We start from the raw sequence: 21,833 nt of genomic DNA, 5'->3' as shown, positions 1-21,833 counted from the left end.
CTCCCGGCGGGCCGCAATGAAGCGCTCACACGACGGCCCGCCAGAAGTCCGCGTAGCGGCCGCCGCGGTGCAGCAGCTCGTCGTGGCGGCCCTCCTCCGCGATCCGGCCGCCGTCCAGGAAGACGATGCGGTCGGCGCGGCGGACGGTCCGCAGCCGGTGCGCGACCATCACCACCGTGCGGCCCGCCATCAGACGCTCGACGCCCTGGTGGACGGCCGCCTCGTTCACCGGGTCCAGCGCGGAGGTCACCTCGTCCAGCAGCACGATGGGCGCGTCCTTCAGCAGCGCCCGCGCGATCGAGACGCGCTGGCGCTCGCCGCCCGACAGCAGCGCGCCGCCCTCGCCGACGCGCGCCGCCCAGCCGCCGGGCAGCCGTTCGACCACCTCGTCCAGCCGTGCCGCGGCCGCGGCCGCCCGCACCTCGGCCTCGTCGGCGCCGGGGCGGCCCAGGCGCACGTTCTCCTCGATCGTGCCGTCGAAGAGGTAGACGTCCTGGAAGACGATCGCGATCCGCGCCATCAGCGTCTCGGTGCTGATGGTACGTACGTCCACGCCGCCGACGCGGATCGCGCCCCCGTCCACGTCGTGGAACCGCGCGAGCAGCTGGAGCAGGGTGCTCTTGCCCGCTCCCGAAGGCCCGACGACGGCGAGCCGCTGCCCTTCCGGGACGGACAACGACAGGTCGTCGACCACCGTGCGGCCGCCCTGCCGGAAGGTGACGGATGCGAACTCCACACCGTGGTCCTCCGGCCGGACCGGCTCGGGAGGCTCCGGCAGCGGCTCGGTGCGCAGCAGCGCGTCGAGTCTCGTCAGCTCGGAACGCGCGCCGCGGAGCCGGCCGCCGAGTTCCGAAAGGGACAGAAGCGGGTCGGCGCAGCGGGCGGCGAGCACCAGGATCGCCAGGAGCTCCGCGGCTCCGATGCTCCCGCCGAGGGCGAGGTGGGCGCCCAGGGCCAGCATCGCGGTGAACGCCACCTGCACGGTGAGGGCCAGGCCCAGCACGCCGGGCAGCGCCGCCAGCGTGGAGCGGCGGGACGCGCGCCGCAGTTCGCTCAGCGAGTCGTCGAGCGCTCCGAAGCGTTCGGCGGTACGGCCTCCGGCCCGTAGCACCGGCTGGGCCTGGAGGTATTCGATGACGCGCCCGGTCGCCTCGTGACCGCGTTCGTGGCGCTCCTCGTCGGTGGCCGCCATCGAGCGCCCCGCCCAGGCCTGGACCACCGCCACGAGCGGCACGGCGACCAGCGCGGCCAGCCCCATCCGCCAGTCGAAGGCGAGCAGCACGCCGACGATCACCAGGGGGGTCACGCAGGCGGAGACGAACGGCCCCAGCAGATGCGCGATCACGCTCATCGCCTGCAGGACGCCGCCGGAGGCCAGGACGGACACCTCCCCGACCCGTCCGCCGCCGTACCAGCCGAGGGGCAGCCGGGCCAGGTGGTCGCCGAGGCGGTGGTACATGCCGTGCAGCAGTGTGGTCCCGGCGTGGAAGCCGGACCGGTCGCTGACGTAGCGCAGTACCGCGTAGCCCGCGACCACCGCGCCGAACGCGATCAGCCAGGGCCAGGCGTCCGAGGGCGTGCTCCCGAACAGTTCCCGCAGCACGGGAAAGAGCAGCGCGCAGGACAGACCCTCGACGACCGCGGTGACCGTCATCAGGGCCACGGTGCGCCGCACCGGCGGGGCGTACTCGTGTCCCAGCACGCGCAGCAGCATGCGGATCATCGGTGCTCCTCTCCTCGCACCGCGGTCCCGTCGGCGGCCGCCGACCGGTGGACGTGCCAGAGCGCGGCGAATTTCCCGTCCCGTGCCAGCAGTTCGGCGGGCGCGCCGCGTTCGACGATCTCCCCGTTCTCCAGCACCACGACGGTGTCGGCGTCGGCGATCGTCTCCAGGCGGTGGGCGATGACCAGGACCGTCCGTTCGCCCGCCCGCGCCGTCAGGGCCCGGCGCACCGCCCGCTCGGTCCGCGGGTCGGCGAAGGCCGTCGCCTCGTCGAGCACGAGGACGGGCGTGTCGGCGAGCAGCGCGCGGGCGATGGCGATCCGCTGCGCCTCGCCGCCCGACAGCCGCGCCTCCTCGTCGAGCACCGTCTCGTAGCCGCGCGGCAGTTCGAGGATCCGGTCGTGGACGTTCGCGAGCCGGGCGGCGCGCTCCACGTCCGTGCGGTCGGCGTGCGGCACCGCCAGCGCGATGTTCTCCGCGACCGACGCGCGCAGCAGGCGGACGTCCTGGAAGACGAACGAGACCGCCCGGTACAGCTCCCGGCTCCCGATCTCGCGCAGGTCGGCGCCGCCCAGGAGGACCGAGCCCTCGGACGGGTCGAAGAACCGCGGCAGCAGCTGGACCAGCGTGGACTTCCCGCTCCCCGACGGCCCGACGACCGCGGTGACCGTCCCCGGTTCGAGCGCCAGGTCGATCCCGCGCAGCACCTCGTGGCCGGCCTCGTAGCCGAACCGGACGCCGCGCAGCTCCACCCGGTGCCCGCGCGGCGCGACCGGGTGCGCGGGCTCCGGCAGCGGCTCCACCGCGAGCACGTCCCGGATCCGGCCGACCGCACGCCGGGCGGCCTGCATGTCGTCGAAACCGTGGCCGAGGGCGGCCACCGGAGCGGTCAGCCCCAGGCCCAGCAGCAGGAAGGGCAGCAGATCGGCGGCGGGCATGCCGCCGCCCGTGATGAGCGCCGCGCCTCCGGCCAGCACGACCAGCAGCACGAACGGCGGCGAGACCACCACCTGCATCCCCGCGGCGATCCCGGAGAGCCCGCGCACCATCCGGTAGAAGGAGTCGACGAAATCGTCCACGGCCGTGCGGAACGCGCGGTGGGCGCGCTCGGTCCCGCCGAACGCCTTGACCACCGCGATGCCCTGGACGAACTCGACGACGGAGTTCGAGATCCGCCCCATGCCCGCGTCGAACTCCTCCTGCTCGCGCAGCCGGGCGGGTGTCATCATCAAAGGCACCAGCGCCACCGCCAGCACCACCGGGATCAGCGTGATCAGCGTGAGCCGCCAGTCGACGGCGAACAGGTAGGCCAGCGCCACTAGTGGCACCACGAACGCGGACACGAGCTCGCCGGGCGTGTGGGCGATGAACGGGTGCACGGCGCTCACGTCCGCGCCGACGACCTTCGCCAGCTCACCGGTCCGGCGCCGGGAGAACCACCCGATCGGCACGAGACCCAGCCGTTCGGCCAGCAGCCGCCGGAACGACAGCTGCACCCGGTCGTCGAGAAGGTGCCCGACCCCTGACGAGGCGGCCGTGAACACCAGCCGGACGAACAGGCCCGCGGCTCCGGCGACCACGACGAGCCGCACATGACCGTGATCGAGCGGCCCGGGCGCCAGCAGCGCGCGCCCCAGCTCGACGACAGCCAGCAGCGGCGCCAGCCCCGCGACGGCGCCGATGACCTGGAGGACCACTAGCGCCGCGAAACTCCGGATGTGCGGCCGCAGCAGCCCCTGCGCGGTGGCGCTCACCGGCCGCCCGCCTTCGGCGACCCGGCCTCGGGGTGCAGGTGACCGCGGAGAAAGGTGAGTATCTCGTGCCGTGCGGGACCGGCGGCCGGGATCAGTCCGGGCATGCTGAGGAAGGCGTGGACGGCCTTCGGGTAGCGGACCACCCGGGCGTCGGTGCCGTCGGCGCGGAGCCGCTCGGCATACCGGGCCCCCTGGTCCTCCAGGAGATCCAGCGCGCCGGTGACGATGAGCGCGGGAGGCAGACCGGAGAGGTCCTCGTACCGCACGGGCGACACGCTGCGCGCGTCGAGGCCCTCCGGCAGGCTCAGCCTGCGGGCCGCGAGCATCTTGGGCAGCGAGATCCCGGGGTGGCCGGTGTTCGCGGCGATCGAGGGGTAGTCGGCCAGGGCGTCGGTCCAGTCCGTGGCCGGGCAGGTCAGCGCCTGCGCGTGGATCGGCGGGCCGTTCTTGCGGGCGCGCAGTGTGATGAGCGCGGCGAGCGTGCCGCCGGCGCTCTCGCCGAGGACCGCGACGGCCGCCGGATCGACGCCCCAGCCGCCGGGGTCCTCGAGGATCCGGACGAGTGTGTCGTAGCCGTCGTCGATCGGCTCCGGCAGCGGGTGCCGAGGGGCGAGACGGTAGTCCACCGACACGACGACCGCCGGGCAGTGGGCCGCGAGATGGCTGTTGAGCCAGTCGTTCTGCTCGGGGGTGCCCGCGATGAAGCCACCGCCGTGGAACGAGAGGATCAGCGGTGCTCGCGGACCGGCGTTCCTCGGACGGTGCACCCGGAGCCTCAGGCGGCGGCCGGGGAGGTCGAGCGTGCGTTCCTCGATACGGGCGCGGCGGTCGGGCAGGCCGGCGATGACCCGTGCCATCCGTGACGACTGCATGCGGGCGGCCTTCTCGCGGAGGGCGACCGCCTGTTCGCCGGTGAGCGCCGCCCAGTCCTGGGTGTCCTTGAGGATGAGGCGAGCGCGCAGCGGAGCCTTGTCTTGGATCGTGTGCATGTCGGACAAGGTGGCATCCGGGCAGGTCGCGGGGCATCGTGCGGCGGGCGGCTTCTCCGCCTGCCGCCCGGGAGGCAGGAACGGCGCGCCTACACCGTGGGGAGTAGTGGCACATTCCGCCCTTCGGTGGAGGGTTTCCGACATGAGGCGTCCTAGCCTGAGGCGATGAGCTTCATGGGATGGCGCCCGCTCGCCCAGGACGGCCTGCTCGCCGCGGCGATGGCCGTCCTGGTGGCGGTCGTCGTGTGCACCACGCCGCACGCGGGCGCGCTGGAGATCGCGGCCGCCCTCGCCGGTTCCGCCGCGCTCGTCGCCTGGCGGCGGGCTCCCCTCGTGGCGCTGGTCGCCGGCACGGCCTGCATGCTCGTGGTCACGACCCGCGTCCAGGCGGGCCCCGCGGCCGCCTTCCCCGTGATGGTGGCGGTGTTCGCCGCGGTCCAGGCCGGGCGCGGCCCCGCCGCCGCCCTGGCGGTCGCCGTCTTCCTCGGCGCCGACCTGGCGAAGAACCCGCCCGGCATCGACGGGATCCTCCAGAACCTCCCGAACGCCGTCCTGATGCTCGGCTGGTTCCTCGCGGCCGGCGTGGCGGCGATGGTGGTCCGGCACCGGCAGGCGTACCTGGAGGAGGTCGAGCGCCGCGCCGCCGAGGCCGAACGCACCCGCGAGGAGACGGCGCTGCGCCGCGCGGGCGAGGAGCGGCTGCGCATCGCCAGGGAACTGCACGACTCGCTCACCCACAGCATCTCGGTCATCAAGGTCCAGGCCGGGGTGGCCGTCCACCTGGCGCGCAGCCGCGGCGAGGACGTGCCACCCGCGCTGCTGGCCATCCAGGAGGCCGGGGGCGACGCCATGCGCGAGCTGCGCGCCACACTGGAGGTGCTGCGCGACCCCTCCGACGGCGAGTCCGCGGTCAGCGGCCTCGACAGGCTCGACGACCTGGTGGAGCGCGCCCGGTCCGCCGGGCTGGCGACCACGGTGACGGTTTCCGGCCCGCGGCGGGAGCTGCCGTCCGAGGTGGATCGTGCCGCGTACCGGATCGTCCAGGAGGCGCTCACCAACGCCTCCCGGCACGCCGGGGAGGCGGCCGCGGCGGTGCGCGTCGAGTACGCGGACGAGAAGTTGGTCGTGCGGGTCGATGACGACGGCGAGGCCCACCCGGACGCGCCGCCCGTACCCGGCACGGGCCTGCTCGGCATGCGCGAACGCGTCACGGCGCTCGGCGGACGGCTGCGGGCCGGGCCCCGCCCCGAAGGCGGCTTCACCGTCCGCGCCGAGCTCCCCCTGGGCGGGCCGTCGTGATCCGCGTGCTGCTCGTGGACGACCAGGCGCTCATCCGCGGCGGTTTCCGCGCCCTGCTGGAGAACGAGGCCGACATCGAGGTGGTGGCCGAGGCGGCGAACGGCGAGCAGGGCGTCGCGCTCGCCCGCGAGCACCTCCCCGACGTCGCCCTCGTCGACGTCCAGATGCCGGTGATGGACGGCATCGAGGCGACGCGGCTGATCGCCGCCGACGAGCGGCTGGCCGGCGTCCACGTGGTGATCCTCACCAACTACGGCCTCGACGAGTACGTCTTCAACGCCCTGCGCGCCGGGGCCTGCGGCTTCATGGTCAAGGACACCGAGCCCGCCGACCTGCTGCAGGGCGTCCGCGTCGCCGCCCGCGGCGACGCCCTGCTGTCGCCCGCGATCACCCGCCGCCTCATCGGCGAGTACGTCGCCCGCCGCCCCGGGCCCGTCCCCGAGGCCCTCGGCGTCCTGACCAACCGCGAACGCGAGGTCACCGCCCTGGTGGCCCGCGGCCTGTCCAACGACGAGATCGCCGCCCACATGGTGATCAGCCCGGCCACCGCGAAGACGCACGTCAGCAGGGCGATGACCAAGCTCGGCGCCAGGGACCGCGCCCAGCTCGTGGTCTTCGCCTACGAGTCGGGCCTCGTCGCCCCGCGGCGCGGCTGACCCCGTCCGGGGCGGTCGATCCCGTCCGGGGCGGCGGCCCGGCCGCACCTGGTGAGAGCCTTGTCGCGTATCGTGCGCAAGAGCGCATTGATGTCGACTACGGTGCCGGAGACCGCGGCGCCTCGGGCCATGGGGGCGCGGTGCAGACGGTTCGGGGGGAGCCGCCGGTGCGGCCGGTGGTGGTCGAGGTGGTGGTCCTGCGAGCCGTGCCGGGGGGCGGTTTGGCGTACCGGTCGGTGCGGGGAGGCCTCCTGCCGGACGAGGATCCGGTGCGCGCGGCGCAGCGGCTGGCCGGGGCCGGCGAATGGGTGCACTCGACGAGCTGGCGGTACACGGACGAGGGGCATGTGGTGCTGACGTTCGCGGTGGCGCCCGAGCCGGAGGAGTGGCGGCCGGCGAAACCCCTGGCGGAGGCGGAGATCGCGCGCGGCCCCGTGCCGGAGCGCCCCGCGCCCGACAGCGTCTCCGTCGAGCAGGTGGCGGCCCACGCCGTCCGGCATCTGGCGTTCCTCGCGGCGCACGACCCCGTGGCGAGCGGCTTCCTCGCCGGGCATCCGCTGATGGCGCGGGCCCTGGAGACCTGGCCGGGCGACGTGGCCGGCCGTCTGACCGGCTGACTCCCGGGACACTGGCCAACCGGCGCGTCCAGTGATGTCGTCTTCCCATGGGACACGCACCGGATTCAGGCACAGCCCCCCGGCACGTCATCGCCGTACTCGGATCGGGCGAGACCAGCCCGACGATGGTCACCCTGCACCGTGAGCTCATCGCCCGGTTCGGGAGCACGCCGCCCGCCGCCGTCCTGCTGGAGACGCCCTACGGATTCCAGGAGAACGTCGCCGACATCAGCGCCCGCGCCCGCTCCTACTTCGCGCGCAGCGTCGGCCTCACCGTGGAGGTCGCCACCGGACTGCGCGGCGCGCAGGACGCCGGTTCCGGCGCCGGACTCGCCGCGCTGCGCGCCGCGGACTGGGTGTTCTCCGGGCCGGGCAGCCCCACCTACGCCCTGGCGCGCTGGCGGGAATCACCCGTCGCCGACACCCTCCGGGACCATGTCCGGCTGGGACGGGCCATGCTCGTCTTCGCGTCCGCGGCCGCCTGCACGCTCGGGTCCCGCGCCCTGCCCGTGTACGAGATCTACAAGGCCGGAAGCCCGCCCCACTGGCTTCCCGGCCTCGACCTGCTGGCGCCCCTCGGCCTCGACGTCGCGGTGATCCCGCACTACGACAACGCCGAAGGCGGCACCCACGACACCCGCTACTCCTACCTCGGCGAGCGGCGCCTGCGCGTCCTGGAGGCCGAACTCCCCGAAGGCGCGGCCGTCCTGGGCGTGGACGAGCACACCGCCGTCGTCATCGACCGAGAGGCCGGCACCGTCGACGTCCGGGGCCGCGGCGGCCTCACGATCCGCAAACGCGGCGAAAGCACGGTCATCCCCGCGGGAAGGAGCATCTCTCTGACCGAACTCCAGGACCTCGCCAAGGACGGGAAGGCCGTCCGGCTCCACCGCCCCGAACCCGCCCCGGCGGCGCCCGCCCCGCCGTCTCTCTCCCTCCCCGACCTCGTACGCGCGGCGGAAGGGCGTTTCGACGCCGCCCTCGCCCGCCATGACGCACCGGCGATGGTCGAAGCGGTCCTCGCCCTCGACCGGGCCATCGCCGAATGGGCCGACGACACCGAGGAGGACGAGGGCGCGGACTGGGCCCGCACCGTCAACCACAGCCTCATCGTCCGCCTCGGCAAGGCCGCCGAACGCCCCGCCGTCGACCTGGAGAAGGCCGTGGGACTCCTCCTCGCCGCCCGCGCCGAGCTGCGCGGCTCCGGCCGGTTCACCACCGCCGACCTGATCCGTTCCGCGCTCACCGCCCTGGGCGTCGGGGTGGCGGACACCCCCGACGGAACCCGCTGGCACCGCAGGGAGCCCCGCCCCTGACCGTCCCCGGGTGAGCTGGTCCGACCTGCTCCGGCCTTCTGTATTCTACGTTCCGTAGAAGTTCGTTTCCGTGCTGGTTCGTCCTGGTACGGCCCCCGGCGGAGGAGTTCGCGATGTCCCCCAGTCAGAAGGCGACGCGGCGCGCCCGCGAGAAGGTCGCGGCGATGCAGGCGGCCGAGCGCCGCCGCAACCGGCGCAACAAGATCATCGGCGCGGTCGTGACGGGGGCGGCGGGCGTGCTGCTGGTGGGCGGCCTGGTCTTCGTCGTCCAGAACCAGGAGGAGGAGGCGAAGGCGAACGCGGGGCGGACCACGACCCCGGCGGACGGGGTGCGCACCTTCAACGGGCTCTCCCAGACCCACGTGGCCGGGAACGTCGACTACTCCCAGATCCCCCCGGTCGGCGGCGACCACCACGCGGCGTGGCAGAACTGCGGCGTCTACGGCAGCCCGGTCCGCGACGAGAACGCCGTGCACTCCCTGGAGCACGGCGCGGTGTGGATCACCCACCCCGAGGACCTGGCCGAGGAGAAGGTGAACGCGCTGCGCGACCTGGTGCGGGACAAGCCGTACGTGCTGCTGAGCCCGCACGAGGACGTGCGGGACGTGGTGATGGCCAGCGCCTGGGGCAAGCAGCTGGCGGTGGCCGACCCCGCCGATCCGAAGCTGCTCTCCTTCATCGGCGACTTCGCCCAGAGCCCCCGCGTTCCCGAACCCGGCGCCCCCTGCACCAACGGGGTCGGCTCACCCGAGGCCTGAGGTCACAGCAGGCACGGGATCAGCAGGACGACGGGCCCGACCGGCAGGCCGAGCGCCGCGGTGTGGATCAGGGCGCGCTGCCACAGCGCGATGGGACGCGCCGCCCGGGTCAGCCGCTGGACCCGTGCCACCAGCGCCCCTTCGGCGGCGCCCAGGACCCCGCCGGGCAGCGGAGCGGCGACGGCGCGGTGCTCGGCCAGCTTGACCAGCGCGTGGGCGACGACCTTCCCGCCGTGGCGGGCGCGGGCGTGGTCGTCGGCGAGCATCTCCACCAGGCGCGCCGCGCTGGCGTGCGCCGTCCGGGCGAGCGGCACCCGGGGCAGCGCCGAGCCCAGCGCGAGGAAGGGCAGCAGCACCAGATGGTGGCGTCCCCGGGCGTGGGCGCGCTCGTGGTCCAGGACGGCCGCCAGCTCGGCGGCGCTGAGCAGGTCGACCAGGCCCGAGGTGACCACGATCCGGGACCGCAGGCCGGGCAGGCAGTAGGCGGCGGGCACGGCGTGGTCGATGACCCGGACGTCCCGCCGCCGGTCGGTGGCCAGCAGGTCGACCCGGCGGCGGTGGCGGCGTCGGACGCGCGCCTGGCGGGCGAAGGTGCGGCCGACCGCCAGCGCCGCCCAGCCGATCGCCGCCGCGGCCGACGCCAGGGCGGCGACCTGCGCGACGCCCAGCCCCCGCAGCGGGTCGCCCGCCAGCACATGGCAGGACAGGGTCTGGAAACCGTGGTGCAGCTCGGGGTGCAGGGGCGCCACGGCGAGCGTGAGCAGGGCGCCCACCAGGCACACGCCGGCCGACGCCGCGGTCGCCTGCCACACCGCGAGCGTCGTGCGAGGGCTGCGGTCGGCCCACCCGGCCCGCGACAACCACCCGGGCAGCGGTCCCAACAGCAGCACGACCAGCACGAACAGGACGGCGGAGACCGCCACCGGCTGCGTCATTCCTGGTTTCCCGCCGCGTCCAGGAGCCTGCGCAGCGCGGCGATGTCCTCGGGGTCCGCCGAGTCCAGGAAATGGGTGAACGCCAGTTCCCGGTCGCCCGCCTCCTGGAGCGCGTCGCGCATCGTGTCGGCGACGTGGGCCTCTCTGCTGTGCACGGCGAAATAACGGTGGGCACGCCCCTGGCGTTCCCTGCGCACCAGCTGCTTGCGCACCAGCCGGTCCAGGACGGTCAGCACCGTGGTCACCGCGGGGCCCGAGGCCAGCGCCTCGACCAGATCGCGGGCCAGCGCCCCCTGCGGCCGGGCCCACAGCTCGTTCATGACCGACCGCTCCAGCTCGCCGAGACGCACCCCGCCGCCCTTTCTCTCCGTCGTCGTCGCCGCCGGCGGCGTGACGCACCTTCGGCGCCATCCCTTATCTTCTATCTTGTGTAGAAGTTCGGGGGCGGCGCCCACCGGGCCGTCCGCACCCCGCCGGCACGCGAGGTCCTCCTGGCAGCACGATCGCCGCGTACCGGCGCCCATGCCCCGATCACACTACCTTCGGCTCGATCAGGACCACTCATGAGTAACGAACCCCTCCCGTCATCCGAACCGTCCGCATCGGCCGGGCCGACCGGCCCTGCCGAGCCGGTCGGAACGCCCGATCCGGCCGGTCCGGTCGGGTCGGTCGAGCCGTCCGAGCAGGAAGGGCCGGGGGAGCGGGTCCGGGCCGCCGGGCCCGGCCGGTGGCGCCTGCTCGCGGGCGCGGTGGTGATCGCCGTGGTCTCGGCCGTGGCCGGGGCGCTGCTGGCCGCCCCCGACCGCCCCGGCGACGCCTCGGCCGAGGCGGGGTTCAGCCGCGACATGTCCGTCCACCACACCCAGGCCGTCCAGATGGCCGTCGCGGTGCGCGACAACACCACCGACGCCGAGATACGCCTCCTGGCCCTGGACATCACCCTCACCCAGCAGAACCAGATCGGCCGCATGCAGGACTGGCTCATCCAGTGGGGCCTTCCCCTCACCGGCACCCGCCCGTCCATGGCCTGGATGAGCGGGCACCACACCGGTGGCGACGGCGGCGGCGACGGCGGCCGGGCGGCGCCCATGCCCGGCATGGCCACCGCGGCGGAACTGCGCACCCTGCAGACCAGCCGCGGCAAGGCGGCCGAGGTCCTCTTCCTCACCCTCATGATCAGGCACCACCGCGGCGGCGTGGACATGGCCGAGGCCGTCCTGGCGCGCACCGGCAGGCAGGACGTCCAGGACCTCGCGAGCAGCATCGTCAACAGCCAGCAGAGCGAGATCGACTTCATGCAGGAGCTGCTCCGGCAGCGCGGTGCGCCCCCCGCCTGACGAAGCCCTGCGGGAGTCCGGGTACGGATAGAGTGCGTCGGGGAGGACGAACCATGACCCCGTGGACCGACGCGGAGGAGGCCACCGAGCAGCCGCGGATCCCGCTGAGCCGGAGGCGGGTGCTGCGCGCCGCCGCGGCGATCGCCGACCGCGACGGCCTCCCCTCGCTCACGATGCGCCGGCTCGCCCAGGAGCTCGGGGTCGAGGCGATGTCGCTGTACCACCACGTCGCCAACAAGGAGGCGGTCCTCGACGGCGTCGTCGAGGTGATCCTCGCCGAGATCACCGAGGCGGTGAACGGGGCGGAGGCGCCCGCACCGGAGGAGGACTGGCGGGCGGCTCTGCGCACGCGCGTCCTCACCGCCCGCGAGGTGCTGCTGCGCCACCGCTGGGCCCCGCGCGTCCTGGAGTCGCGCACCACCACGAGCCCGGCGGTCGTCGGCTACTACGACGGCGTGGTGGGGATCCTCCGCGCGGGCGGCTTCTCCTTCGACCTCGCCCACCGCGCCCTGCACGTCCTGGGCAGCCGCGCCCTCGGCTTCACCCAGGAGCTCTTCGACCCCTCCGGCGCCGACCCCGCGGACGCCGCCGCGACGATGGAGCAGATGGCCGACCACTTCCCGCACATCGCCGGGATGCTGGCGGACGCCGTCCACGACGACCCGGACGGCACCCTGGGCTTCTGCGACGACCAGTTCGAGTTCGAGTTCGCACTCGACCTGATCCTCGAAGGACTGGAACGCCGCCGCACCGGCGCGTGAACCCGCCCGAGGGGACTCGGACCGCCCGGCCGGACGCGTCGCCGCTCTTCTGACACCCCTGAATCGGGCATCTCGTACCCCTTGACTGCCTTACGCCGTATGTTAGCCTTACCGTGTACGAGAAACTTACGTCGTATGGTGACCTTACGCCGTACGACGGAATCGGCTCATCCCGTCCCTTCGCCCGGCGGAGCCGGGCACCTGCCGCGAGGGAGGCCCCGTGAAGGCCTGGACCTGGGACCGCTACGGCCCGCCCGACGTACTGACCCTCCGCGAGTTCGACGAACCCGCCCCCGCCCCCGACGAGGTGCTGGTGCGCGTCCGCGCCGCCTCCGTCAACCCCTACGACTGGCGCCACCTGCGCGCCGACCCGCACCTGGTGCGCCTGAGCATCGGCCTGCGCCGCCCGAGGCCCGGCCTCATCCTCGGCGCCGACCTGGCCGGCGTCGTGGAACGCGTGGGCGAGAACGTGACCGATCTCCGCCCCGGAGACGAGGTCTTCGGCGAAGTCCCCCTGGGCGCGTTCGCCGAGACCGTCACCGCCTCCCCGGACACCCTGGCCGTCAAGCCCGCCGCCCTCACCTTCGAACAGGCCGCCGCCGTCTCGATGGCCGCCCACACCGCCCTGCAGGGCCTACGGGACGCGGGCGGGATCACCCCCGGCCAGCACGTCCTCGTCAACGGAGCCTCCGGCGGCATCGGCACCTTCGCCGTCCAGCTCGCCAAGGTCCTCGGCGCCGAGGTCACCGCCGTCTGCAGCACCCGCAACCTCGACCTGGTCCGCTCCCTGGGCGCCGACACCGCCATCGACTACACCCGAGAGGACTTCACCGCCGGGAAGCAGCGCTACGACCTCCTCATGGACATCGTCGGCAACCGCCCCCTGGCGAGACTCCGCCGAGCGCTCACCCCCCGAGGCACCCTCGTGATCGTCGGCGGCATAGCCTCCACCGACCCCCTGCTGGGCCCCGCCTCCCAGATGCTCCGCGGCGCCCTCGCCTCCCGCTTCGTCTCCCACCGCATCGCCTCCGTCCAGTGGCGCCCCAACACCCAGGACCTGAACTACCTCGCCCACCTCCTGGAGACCGCCCGGATCACCCCCGTCATCGACTGCGCCTACCCCTTCACCGCCCTCCCCGAAGCCCTGCGCCACCTCGAACGGCGCCACGCCCAAGGCAAGATCGTCCTCACCCTCTGATCCCGCCACCACGTCCACGGCCCCCTGTCGTCCGTCTCCGGATTCACCTCACGGAACTCGCGGGCCGGGACTACGGTGAGCTACGAACCGTCGATCCCCAGAAGGTTCTTCCAGCTCCGGGCAACGCCCAGAACAGGGACGTCGCCCACCGACCCTCGGCGGTGATCCGTGGCCAAGGATCAGGACGACTACACCCGCGATCCCCTCATCCGCGCTTTCGGCAACCTCCTGCGCGGCTACCGGAGCAACGCGGGCCTCTCCCGCCGCGCCCTGGCCGACGCGCTCGGCTGCACCTACCAATGGATCGAGAAGCTGGAAACCGGCACCAAGCCGTCGGTCGCCACCGGCGTCGACCTCGACACCTTCTTCAAGATCCCCGAACGGACGTTCCAGACCCTCGCCGAGGAGATAGCACGGACCGGCAAGCACGCCGCGTCGCCCCTGGGCTTCGGGACCTTCGCGGACCTCGAATCGCGGGCGATCTCGAAGCGCGGCTTCGAGGCCCAGGTCTTCCCCGGCCTCCTGCAGACGGAGGCCTACGCTCGCGGCGTGATGGGCGCGGGGCAGATCCGCGACTCACTCGATGACCTGGTGGCGGCCCGCATCGAGCGGCAACGCGTCCTCGAAGGGGACAGCCCGCTGCGACTGGCGGCGGTGATCGACGAATCGGCACTGCACCGTCCGATCGGCGGACCGGAGGTGATGCGTGAACAACTGCTCCACCTTGAGTCGATCTTCCTCGGCTCTCCCGCGGTCCAGCTCCGCATCCTGCCTCGTACGCGCCCGGTCTGGGCGGCCCTGGACGGCTCGTTCTCCATCCTGAGCTTCGCCGACAGATCCGAGGTGGCCCATTACGAAGGCCCGGGCAACAGCCGACTGCTCGAAGATCCTCAAGCGGTCATGGAATGCGCGACGCGTTTCCATATCCTCATGGGCGAGGCACTCACCAGCAGCGAATCCCTGGCCATGATCATGAGCGCGTCGGAGGGCTACACGTGAGCGATGACATCGACACCGCACAGTGGCGCAAGAGTTCCCACAGCGGCGGCCAAGGCGGCGACTGCGTAGAGGTCGCCGCCCTCCCGTCCTCGATCGCCGTCCGGGACTCCAAGCACCCGAACCGCCCCGCCCTGGCGTTCAGCCGCACGGCCTTCACCGAACTCACCCGAAAGCTCCGCGCGAGACCCTAACGTCTGCCGCCGTCTTCGATGCGTGCGGAAACCTGCTCGCGGACATCGAGCACATCGTGTCTTTCGCCCGAAAATCGCATGCATCGGCTGCCATGCTGTCGTCCGGAACCTTCGAAGCGCTTCTGACGATCCGGGTGGTGGTGACGTGGCCGCAGCGGAGCGGGGAATGCCCGGCGATGCGCCAGAGGTCCGGCTGGATCTCCTGGAAAGGAGAAGGGTCCGGCGCGCCGGTCTGATCCTGCACGAATCCGGGCATTCCATGGCCTTGGACGCCGACCGCGGGGAGTTCGTGTTCCTGCCGGCCCTGCGTCCAGGGTTGGGCCTCCTGTCCCTGTCCCATGACGGTCGGAGCGTGCTGCTGCGCGAGCACGACGCGAGCACGTCGAAGACGCTGTGCGTGATGACCCTCGCGGAAGGTGAGGAGCAGTGGTTCTCCGCGCCGCGGCATGAGGATTACCAGCACGCCGTTCTCTCCCCGGACGGCACCGTGATCGCGGTGATCGCGACCGACGACGGCGTCGACACCGATGTGGTCTTCGTCAGCCTGATCGATGTCCGCACGGGAGAACACCGGCGGATCTGGCAGGGGGAAGGGGCTGCACCGCTGAGCGACGTCGGTGTGTGCTGGTCCCCCGACGGCCGACTCATCGCAGCCTCCTACCTGTATTGGGATGAGGAACTCGACGACGATGACCAGTTCGCCACGGTGGTCATCGACCGTTCGGGAAAGGCGCTGGCCTCTCGCAAGCGCTCCTACGCCCTCAACGCGTCGAACGCCGCCTGGGCCGGCGACCGTGAACTCCTCTGCCTGGATGAGTTCGACGACGCTTCGAATCCCCGCTACGTCACCATCGACGCGGCAACGGGAGACGTGCGCTTCTCAGAGCCTTACGCAGGAATCCTGGAGGGCGTGGTCGCCGGCCGCCGTATCCACCGCGTCGCCGAATACGAGGCGCCCTCGGCTCAGGTATCGGAGTACTACACCACGGACATGGACGGACAGGATCGTCGTCCGCTCTTCACCTTGAGCCCACGCCTCCAACCACGCCTCCACATAGCCCCGGAGCTCTTCATCCTTTGAACGGCCGAGGAGAGATCCTTGGAGATCCGGGCACACCGGTCGCCCCGGAACCCCATGGATCAGCCGGTCCGTGAAGGAACGACGGTTCTCGTGCTCGTTTCAGGTCGGCCGGGTGAGGGACTCCAGCTCGGTGAGGAGTTCGGAGGCGGTGACCGGGTCGAGGTCTTCGAACACTCCGCCTTCCAGTTCGACCTCGGCGAGGCTTTGCGGGTCGGTGGCGTCGAAATGCCAGGTCAGGATTCCCGGGGAGAGGCGGATGCGCAGTGTCGTTCCGCCGGGCAGGTGCCGGACGGCGTAGTGCTCCGGGGTTTCCCAGCCGCGGTGCCGTAGCGCCATCAGCCGTCCGGCCGACGTGGTGGCTCCGACGAAGCGGGGCAGTTCGCGGGCCTTGCGTTCCGCTTCGCTGAACCGGCCGATGGCTCTGTCGAGTTGTGCGAACGGCTGCCGTATCTCGTGGGCGGCGAACAGCTCTGCCCACGCTTCGAGTTCTTCGACGAGTACGGGGTGGGCCAGGCGTACGACCGCGGTGTCGGGGAGTTCCAGCCTTCGGCCCGCCACGTCTGTGAAGGTCAGGTCCTCGGTGAGCCGGAAGGCCGTGGGCGCGCCGGGCCGTACGTCCGTCGCGGTCCAGAGAAGCCGGCGGGTGAGATGGGCGAGCAGCGGATGCCCGACCAGGTGGGTGCGGAACTCCGAGGCGCTCCAGGCGCGCTGAGTGATCATGGCGTGTTCGAGTCTGGAGATCTGCGCGGCGGAGACGGGCCGCAGCTCCTTGCGGAGGCCGTCGAACCAGGCGCGGGCGTCCGCGGCCAGGTCGGGGTCGTCCGAGCCCGCGGGTTGCGGCAGGCTTCTGCGCACCTTGCCCTTCGGGTCGATCACGAAGGGGCGGAGCCGCTCATCGAAGCCCACGGTGAAGGCACGGGAGCCGTAGTCGACCGTCCGGGACCCGCCGGCGGGCAGGCCGAAGGCGGGCACGACCCGGTCCTCGAGCTGTTCGACGCTCAGCCCGAGCCCGGCGGCGACCTCGGAGACCTTCTCCTCGGCGCGTTTCTTGAGGCCCTTGTACTTCAGCCGCCGGGCGATCCCGTGCAGATGGGTCAGGGCGACCTCGCTGCCGATGCCGGCCAGCACGTCCAGGCCGACGACCGCGCGGTGGTGGCTCTTCTGCCCCGGCCAGGCCCGGATGATCGGAGTGAGCCGCCGCACGGTCTCGTCGTCGCCGACCCAGCCGAGCGCGCGCAGCGCGAACCCGTCCGCCGCCGGCATTCCGGCCAGCCGCCACATCTCGAAGACCGCCCAGGCGAACTCCGCGAGCGACCGCGGCTCGCAGGACTCGGACACCTGCCGTACGCCGGGATGGACGGCGCCGGGTTTCGACAGGGCGAAGCACATCACCACATGCTCGTGCGCCTCTCGCGGCACGGCCACGGACCGGTCCGCCCGCAACCGGATCTGGGGCAGTTCCGCGGGTCTCAGCCACGCGCCGTACTTCGGCAGCCGGGCAGGCAGCCGTCCAAGGCCGGGCTCATCCGGCCAATCCGCGTCGTCCGCGCGCCGTCCACGCGCCTTCGTCCGGCTCGGCCCCCACGGCGGATCGGCGAGGACGACCGGCAGCCGCGCCGCGACGGCTTCGGGCACCGGCGGTTCGAGGCGGGCGGCCCGCAGAGACTCGGGCGTACGCGTCTCCGGATGACTCATGAGAAGACCGCGCAGGAGCGGCCTTGCCTGTGGCAGCGATGCGCACAGCGCCGCGGATTCGACAGGGCGCGCCGCAGCCGCCTCTCGAAGGAAGGGAAGGGCGATGGGCTCGCCCAGGCACTCCAGCAGAAGCGCGAACGCCGCATCCGTTCGCACCCGGGCCGTCAACGCCAGGACGTTGAGCTGTCGTTCAGGCCGATGTCCGAGCAACCGCGGCAGTTCCTGGAACAGGTCGATGACGTGCTCTCCGAGCCCGTCGACGAGGTTCGCCAGGACCTCCTCGTCGAACTCCCGGTGCATAGGCGGCGCGATGCTCCCCGCCGCCCCGACCGAGCACCACTGCAGCAGCCTCAGGTCGGGTCTCCCCGTCTGCGCGCCCATGGCCTCGGCGACCCAGTCCGCCTCGGTGGGCGCCAGATAGGCGGCGACGATCCGCGACACCGCGTCCCGCTCACGCACCGCGGAGATCCGGGAGACGGCGTCCCGGTACTCCTCCTCGGAGGCGCTCGCCATCAGTTCACGCACCCGCCGCCACACCTTGAGGTCTTCCCACTGCCACCACTGAGGATCGGCCGGGGCCAACCGCCCCGACTGCACCCCTGCGATCTCCATCACGACGGCCGCCGCGAAGCCCACCCCGTGCCCGTCGGCCCACCCGTCGGCGAAGACCTCGGGGTCCCGCCCCTTCAGGAGGGCGAAGCGAAGTGCGGCCGCCAACGGCTCAGGTTCCCCGGCGCGCAGTACCTCCGCGAGCTCCCGAGCTCTGACTTTCGCAGCTTCGGCCCTGGCCAGCGCCTTTCGGGCGGCTGCCTCCCGCTGCTCCTCGGTCGCGTTCCCGAAGGTCATGTACCCGTAGGACAGGTTGGGCCCCGTCTCGTGCTCGACCAGTGCTTCGACCTCCGCGGCCGTCTCTTCCACCAGGCGGCCGAGCCGAGCCGAGGCCCCTGCGGCGGCCTCGGCATCGGCCTTCACCATCAGCCCGCCACGCCGCGGGTGCACGAGCGCCCTCCACCCGGCGGGCACCTCGACCATCGGACCCACAAGCCCTCTCCTTCGCCAGTGGGTTCGAAGAGTAGGGAGCGGCACCGACAATCTCGTGTTCCGAACGTCCTCGCCTGCGGAGCGGCGAACGTCTCGGGCATCGGTGGGCTCTCCGCCAGGGAGGCGGTCAGCGGGCCTGCCTGACGCCGCGTCGCCAGATGTCGGTGATGGAGGAGAGGGCGGTGATGTCCCGGGTGGGGTCGCCTTCGACCAGTATCAGGTCGGCGCGGAGGCCGGGGGCGATCCGGCCGCGGTCGGACAGGCCGAAGTGGTGCGCCGGGAGGCTGGTCGCGGCGGTGAGCGCCTCTTGCGCGCTGAGTCCGGCCTCGGTGAGGAGGTGCAGTTCGCGGTGCATTCCGGCGCCGTGGGCGGGCACGAACGGGGTGGCGTCGGTTCCGGCGAGAAGGGGCACGCCGGCGCGCCGCAGGGCTCGCAGCGCGCCGACGGCGTTGGCCGAGCCGCCGGGGCGGACGCAGTCGGCGGTCCGGACGTTCTGGGCGGTGACCGCCTCGAAGTAGGCGAGCGTGGTGACCACGAAGACGCCCTGGTCCCGGGCGCGCTCGGCCAGCCGCCGGGAGGCCGGGTCGGCCGGGGCGAGGTCGGTCCACACGTGGGCCAGGCCGTCCACGCCGGAGTCGAGCGCGATGGCCGCTTCGGCGGCGGTGATCGCGTGGGCGATCACCCGCAGTCCCGCGTCGTGCGCCGCCGCGGTGAGGGCGGCGGCGGTCTCCGGTGCCAGTACGGGCAGGTCGGCGCCGTGCACCGCGCCGTCGTCGATGACGATCTTGAGGTAGTCGGCGCCCTCGGCCAGCCTGGCCGCGACGAAGGCGGGGGCCTGCGCCGGATCGGTGACGAAGTCGATCGCCGTCGCGTCGACGCCGTCCAGGACGGTGCCGGACAGGGCGGCGAGCAGCTGCGTGGGGTGTCCGCCGGGCGCGGTGGCCAGGGTGCCCGCGCTGCGGAAGTCGGCGACGTCGTCGTTCTCGGCGGCGACCCGCCGCTGCTCCGGCAGCGTCCGCGGCAGGCAGAACATGTCGAGCTCGGTGGTGACCCCGTACCGCAGGGCCTCGGCCAGGCTTCCGTCGAAGACGTGGGTGTGGGCGTCGATCAGCCCCGGGAGGAGCGTCCCGCCGGCCCCGTCGACCTCGACGTCGACGTCGGTCCGGAGGCCGGCCCCGGAGCCGACCGCGGCGATCCGGTCGTCCTCCAGCACCACGTCGGCCGACGTGAGGGTGCGCTCGCCGTCGAACACCCGGGCATCGCGGATCAAAGTACGCATCGAACATCTCCTGCGTGTCGAAATCTCGGACGCCACCAAAGAGGGAGGCCGACCGCCGGGTGTGACATCACCGCAGAGATTCGTGGCCCAGGTCACGGTTCGGGCGCCCATGTCACACTCGCGAGCCCGGGGAGCTCTTCGGTCGCGAGAGATGAGGAGGGGACGCCATGGCATCGGCTCCACCGCACGCGACCGGCGACACCGCCACCGAGCAGTTCCTGGGCCATCGCAAGCTGCTGTTCTCGGTGGTCTACAACATGCTCGGCAGCCTCGCCGACACCGAGGACGCGCTGCAGGAGGTCTGGCTGGCCTGGTCCGCCCGGCACCGGGCGCCGGACGCCGCGCCGGTCGACAACCCCCGCGCCTACCTGGTGCGCGCCGCGATGAACCGGGCGCTCGCGCGCCGCGCGGAGGTGGCACGCCGCCGGGAGACCTACGTCGGCCCGTGGCTGCCGGAGCCGCTGGTCACCGCCGAGGACGACGTGGCCGGCTCCGCCGAACGCGCCGAAGCGCTGTCCATGGCGGTGCTGGTGGTGCTGGAGACCCTCTCGCCCCTGGAACGAGCGGTGTTCGTCCTGCACGAGGTGTTCGGGTTCGGCCATCCGGAGATCGCCGGCATCCTCGGCCGCTCCCCGGCGGCCGTCCGCCAGCTCGCGGCCCGCGCCCGCCGCCACGTCCAGGCACGCCGCCCCCGCCACCGCCCCGCGCCCGACGTGCACTCCCAGGTAACGGAGCGTTTCGCCGCCGCCGCTCTCGGCGGCGACCTGCGCGCCCTCCTGGAACTGCTGGCCCCGGACGTGACCCTGTGGACCGACGGCGGAGGCAAAGGCCCCGCCACCAGCCTGCGCCCCGTGCGAGGCCGCGACCGGGTGGCCGCCCTGTTCATGTCGGTCGCCGCGGCCCTGCCCGCCGACGCACTGGACGTCCGCCACCGCCGCGTCGCCGACGACCCGTGCGCCCTGGTCTTCTCCGCAGACGGCCCGATCGCCGTGGTCATCGTCGACCTCGCCCCCGCCGACGATCGGATCACCGGCATCTACTCCATCACCAACCCCGACAAACTCCCCCGAACCCAGCGATGAAGTTCCCACTTCCCTCGGCCGAGCCGGCACGTCATGTCGGGTTGTTCAGGTAGGGGAGGAGGTGGCGGGCTATGTGGGAGAGAGGGGCGGGGTCGGCCATCTGGGTGTGGTGCAGTCGATGGGGTGGGCGTGGACCTTGCCGGTGGTGTAGGGGTGCCAGGCTTCGGCCGTGGGGTGGTTCTCGGGGAGGTCCTGGGTGGCCGTGAAGAGAAGGATGTCGCGGTCGTACGGGGGCGGGTCGTAGGCGGCGACGGCTGGGATCACCGCCTTGTAGTAGTCGTAGAGGCCCGTCAGATGGGATTCCTCCAGGCCGCCGATGAGGCCGCCGTGAGGGCGGAGGAGGGCGACTACGTCGCTGGCCTTGATGTCATGGGCGGGGAGCGGGCCGGTGTCGAAACCCAGGCGGGTCAGGACCGTGGTGATCTCGGTGTCGGCGTCAACTCGGGTGGAACCGCTCGGATAGGAGGGGATGGGGAAGGTGTCGAGGATGGCGAGAAGGGCGACTTCCTCCCCTCGTGCGCGCAGTTGGGCGGCCATGCCGCGGCCTTGGAGGCCGTAGAGAGGACGGTCGGGGGGCATGTGGCGGAGGAGGCCGGTATAGCACCAGCTCAGGGCGAGGGCGGTGTGGACGCAGAAGAGGGGCGGCAGGGCGCCGGTGGTGCGCAGCGGGAGGAGCACCTCGATCGCCGACGGGACGAGCTGGGCCGGCAGCGCCTCCCGCAGCGCTTCTCGTAGCCGTCGCGGATCCGGGTCGGTGTCGCCCGCGGTCACGTAGGCGACGAGGCGCGGTCCCGCCGGGCCGGGCCGGTCGACCACGACGGCCTGGGCGACCGAGTCGTCGCGGAGGAGGGCGGCCGCGGTCGGGCCCGGCCGTCCCAGGTAGCCCCGGGCGAGGCCCGCCCCCGCCAGGTAGGGCTCGTCCGCCACCCCCGGCGGCACCGGACGCAGCGCGCCGTCGAGCACGTACGCCCGTACGGAGGGCGGGAAGTGCAGAGAGGTTTTCGCCGGAGACGGGTCGATCTTTCATGCGTTCACACCATGAATATGGATGGGCGGCCGCCGACAGTGGGTCGCATGAGGAAACGGAGCATTCTCGCGGCCGGGGCGACGGCCATGGTCGTG

20 protein-coding genes are annotated in these 21,833 nt (G+C 72.8%); 12 read left to right on the top strand and 8 right to left on the bottom strand.

What is annotated here, in order from left to right; translation table 11 throughout:
* Positions 1-25: 25 nt before the first annotated feature.
* Genes ABD140_RS03220 through ABD140_RS03210 form a run of 3 tightly spaced genes read right to left on the bottom strand, consistent with a single transcriptional unit; the run spans position 26 to position 4,466 of the window.
* On the bottom strand, positions 26-1,723 hold the full coding sequence (locus ABD140_RS03220; protein ID WP_344236503.1) for an ABC transporter ATP-binding protein: 1,698 nt from the start codon (positions 1,721-1,723) through the stop codon (positions 26-28).
* Positions 1,720-3,477: an ABC transporter ATP-binding protein gene (locus ABD140_RS03215; protein ID WP_344236502.1), complete on the bottom strand. Its 1,758-nt coding sequence runs from the start codon at positions 3,475-3,477 to the stop codon at positions 1,720-1,722. The genes ABD140_RS03220 and ABD140_RS03215 overlap by 4 nt, the downstream gene beginning before the upstream one ends.
* Entirely contained in the window at positions 3,474-4,466 is a 993-nt protein-coding gene (locus ABD140_RS03210; protein WP_344236500.1) for an alpha/beta hydrolase, read from the bottom strand. The genes ABD140_RS03215 and ABD140_RS03210 overlap by 4 nt, the downstream gene beginning before the upstream one ends.
* Before the next feature lie 165 nt (positions 4,467-4,631).
* Here ABD140_RS03210 and ABD140_RS03205 point away from each other — a divergent pair, with 165 nt between their 5' ends.
* The 5 genes from ABD140_RS03205 (at position 4,632) to ABD140_RS03185 (ending at position 9,112) form a co-directional block, all read left to right on the top strand.
* Positions 4,632-5,765 carry a sensor histidine kinase gene (locus ABD140_RS03205; RefSeq protein WP_344236498.1) on the top strand — a complete coding sequence of 378 codons (1,134 nt, stop codon included), beginning with the start codon at positions 4,632-4,634 and terminating at the stop codon, positions 5,763-5,765.
* Positions 5,762-6,421: a response regulator gene (locus ABD140_RS03200; protein WP_344236496.1), complete on the top strand. Its 660-nt coding sequence runs from the start codon at positions 5,762-5,764 to the stop codon at positions 6,419-6,421. The genes ABD140_RS03205 and ABD140_RS03200 overlap by 4 nt, the downstream gene beginning before the upstream one ends.
* 140 nt (positions 6,422-6,561) lie before the next feature.
* On the top strand, positions 6,562-7,038 hold the full coding sequence (locus tag ABD140_RS03195; protein ID WP_344236494.1) for a hypothetical protein: 477 nt from the start codon (positions 6,562-6,564) through the stop codon (positions 7,036-7,038).
* Positions 7,039-7,085: 47 nt separating this feature from the next.
* On the top strand, positions 7,086-8,354 hold the full coding sequence (locus tag ABD140_RS03190; protein ID WP_344236492.1) for a CysS/YqeB C-terminal domain-containing protein: 1,269 nt from the start codon (positions 7,086-7,088) through the stop codon (positions 8,352-8,354).
* 113 nt (positions 8,355-8,467) lie between these two features.
* Positions 8,468-9,112 carry a thioredoxin-like domain-containing protein gene (locus tag ABD140_RS03185; RefSeq protein ID WP_344236490.1) on the top strand — a complete coding sequence of 215 codons (645 nt, stop codon included), beginning with the start codon at positions 8,468-8,470 and terminating at the stop codon, positions 9,110-9,112.
* A 2-nt stretch (positions 9,113-9,114) separates the two neighbouring features.
* On the opposite strand, the gene ABD140_RS03180 is transcribed toward ABD140_RS03185, so the two are convergent.
* Positions 9,115-10,047 (bottom strand): M56 family metallopeptidase, encoded by a 933-nt coding sequence (locus ABD140_RS03180; protein WP_344236488.1) that lies wholly within the window; start codon positions 10,045-10,047, stop codon positions 9,115-9,117.
* Complete coding sequence (locus ABD140_RS03175; RefSeq protein ID WP_344236486.1) at positions 10,044-10,397, bottom strand: BlaI/MecI/CopY family transcriptional regulator; 354 nt, start codon at positions 10,395-10,397, stop codon at positions 10,044-10,046. The genes ABD140_RS03180 and ABD140_RS03175 overlap by 4 nt, the downstream gene beginning before the upstream one ends.
* A gap of 213 nt (positions 10,398-10,610) precedes the next feature.
* Here ABD140_RS03175 and ABD140_RS03170 point away from each other — a divergent pair, with 213 nt between their 5' ends.
* The 6 genes from ABD140_RS03170 (at position 10,611) to ABD140_RS03145 (ending at position 15,614) form a co-directional block, all read left to right on the top strand.
* On the top strand, positions 10,611-11,384 hold the full coding sequence (locus ABD140_RS03170) for a DUF305 domain-containing protein (protein ID WP_344236484.1): 774 nt from the start codon (positions 10,611-10,613) through the stop codon (positions 11,382-11,384).
* A 53-nt stretch (positions 11,385-11,437) separates the two neighbouring features.
* Positions 11,438-12,145, top strand: coding sequence for a TetR/AcrR family transcriptional regulator C-terminal domain-containing protein (locus tag ABD140_RS03165; protein WP_344236482.1), 708 nt, complete (start codon positions 11,438-11,440; stop codon positions 12,143-12,145).
* Between the two features lie 220 nt (positions 12,146-12,365).
* On the top strand, positions 12,366-13,343 hold the full coding sequence (locus tag ABD140_RS03160; RefSeq protein WP_344236480.1) for an NAD(P)-dependent alcohol dehydrogenase: 978 nt from the start codon (positions 12,366-12,368) through the stop codon (positions 13,341-13,343).
* A gap of 168 nt (positions 13,344-13,511) precedes the next feature.
* Positions 13,512-14,342 carry a helix-turn-helix domain-containing protein gene (locus tag ABD140_RS03155; RefSeq protein ID WP_344236478.1) on the top strand — a complete coding sequence of 277 codons (831 nt, stop codon included), beginning with the start codon at positions 13,512-13,514 and terminating at the stop codon, positions 14,340-14,342.
* Complete coding sequence (locus ABD140_RS03150) at positions 14,339-14,533, top strand: DUF397 domain-containing protein (protein WP_344236476.1); 195 nt, start codon at positions 14,339-14,341, stop codon at positions 14,531-14,533. The genes ABD140_RS03155 and ABD140_RS03150 overlap by 4 nt, the downstream gene beginning before the upstream one ends.
* A gap of 145 nt (positions 14,534-14,678) precedes the next feature.
* Positions 14,679-15,614 carry a WD40 repeat domain-containing protein gene (locus ABD140_RS03145; RefSeq protein ID WP_344236474.1) on the top strand — a complete coding sequence of 312 codons (936 nt, stop codon included), beginning with the start codon at positions 14,679-14,681 and terminating at the stop codon, positions 15,612-15,614.
* Positions 15,615-15,713: 99 nt separating this feature from the next.
* On the opposite strand, the gene ABD140_RS03140 is transcribed toward ABD140_RS03145, so the two are convergent.
* Positions 15,714-18,341: a DUF4132 domain-containing protein gene (locus tag ABD140_RS03140; RefSeq protein WP_344237263.1), complete on the bottom strand. Its 2,628-nt coding sequence runs from the start codon at positions 18,339-18,341 to the stop codon at positions 15,714-15,716.
* 136 nt (positions 18,342-18,477) lie between these two features.
* On the bottom strand, positions 18,478-19,629 hold the full coding sequence (locus tag ABD140_RS03135; protein ID WP_344236472.1) for an amidohydrolase family protein: 1,152 nt from the start codon (positions 19,627-19,629) through the stop codon (positions 18,478-18,480).
* Between the two features lie 167 nt (positions 19,630-19,796).
* On the opposite strand from ABD140_RS03135, the gene sigJ reads away from it, so the two are divergent.
* Positions 19,797-20,711 carry an RNA polymerase sigma factor SigJ gene (gene sigJ, locus ABD140_RS03130; RefSeq protein ID WP_344236470.1) on the top strand — a complete coding sequence of 305 codons (915 nt, stop codon included), beginning with the start codon at positions 19,797-19,799 and terminating at the stop codon, positions 20,709-20,711.
* 69 nt (positions 20,712-20,780) lie between these two features.
* On the opposite strand, the gene ABD140_RS03125 is transcribed toward sigJ, so the two are convergent.
* A complete protein-coding gene (locus ABD140_RS03125) occupies positions 20,781-21,674 on the bottom strand; it encodes an AMP-binding enzyme (protein ID WP_344236468.1) in 894 nt (297 codons plus the stop codon).
* Positions 21,675-21,833: the final 159 nt, after the last annotated feature.

Origin of the sequence: Actinocorallia libanotica (genome assembly GCF_039525175.1) — a bacterium.
GTDB lineage: Bacteria > Actinomycetota > Actinomycetes > Streptosporangiales > Streptosporangiaceae > Actinocorallia > Actinocorallia libanotica.
The sequence above is the reverse complement of the archived record's forward strand: the minus strand, read 5'-3'. Positions and strand labels throughout refer to the sequence as shown.

What these genes read in the sequence shown, in the direction of transcription:
- ABD140_RS03220 (WP_344236503.1), bottom strand. Translation starts at nt 1,723, where the DNA reads ATGATCCGCATGCTGCTGCGCGTGCTGGGACACGAGTACGCCCCGCCG.
- ABD140_RS03210 (WP_344236500.1), bottom strand. Translation starts at nt 4,466, where the DNA reads ATGCACACGATCCAAGACAAGGCTCCGCTGCGCGCTCGCCTCATCCTC.
- ABD140_RS03205 (WP_344236498.1), top strand. Translation starts at nt 4,632, where the DNA reads ATGAGCTTCATGGGATGGCGCCCGCTCGCCCAGGACGGCCTGCTCGCC.
- ABD140_RS03190 (WP_344236492.1), top strand. Translation starts at nt 7,086, where the DNA reads ATGGGACACGCACCGGATTCAGGCACAGCCCCCCGGCACGTCATCGCC.
- ABD140_RS03185 (WP_344236490.1), top strand. Translation starts at nt 8,468, where the DNA reads ATGTCCCCCAGTCAGAAGGCGACGCGGCGCGCCCGCGAGAAGGTCGCG.
- ABD140_RS03180 (WP_344236488.1), bottom strand. Translation starts at nt 10,047, where the DNA reads ATGACGCAGCCGGTGGCGGTCTCCGCCGTCCTGTTCGTGCTGGTCGTG.
- ABD140_RS03170 (WP_344236484.1), top strand. Translation starts at nt 10,611, where the DNA reads ATGAGTAACGAACCCCTCCCGTCATCCGAACCGTCCGCATCGGCCGGG.
- ABD140_RS03165 (WP_344236482.1), top strand. Translation starts at nt 11,438, where the DNA reads ATGACCCCGTGGACCGACGCGGAGGAGGCCACCGAGCAGCCGCGGATC.
- ABD140_RS03140 (WP_344237263.1), bottom strand. Translation starts at nt 18,341, where the DNA reads ATGGTCGAGGTGCCCGCCGGGTGGAGGGCGCTCGTGCACCCGCGGCGT.
- ABD140_RS03135 (WP_344236472.1), bottom strand. Translation starts at nt 19,629, where the DNA reads ATGCGTACTTTGATCCGCGATGCCCGGGTGTTCGACGGCGAGCGCACC.
- sigJ (WP_344236470.1), top strand. Translation starts at nt 19,797, where the DNA reads ATGGCATCGGCTCCACCGCACGCGACCGGCGACACCGCCACCGAGCAG.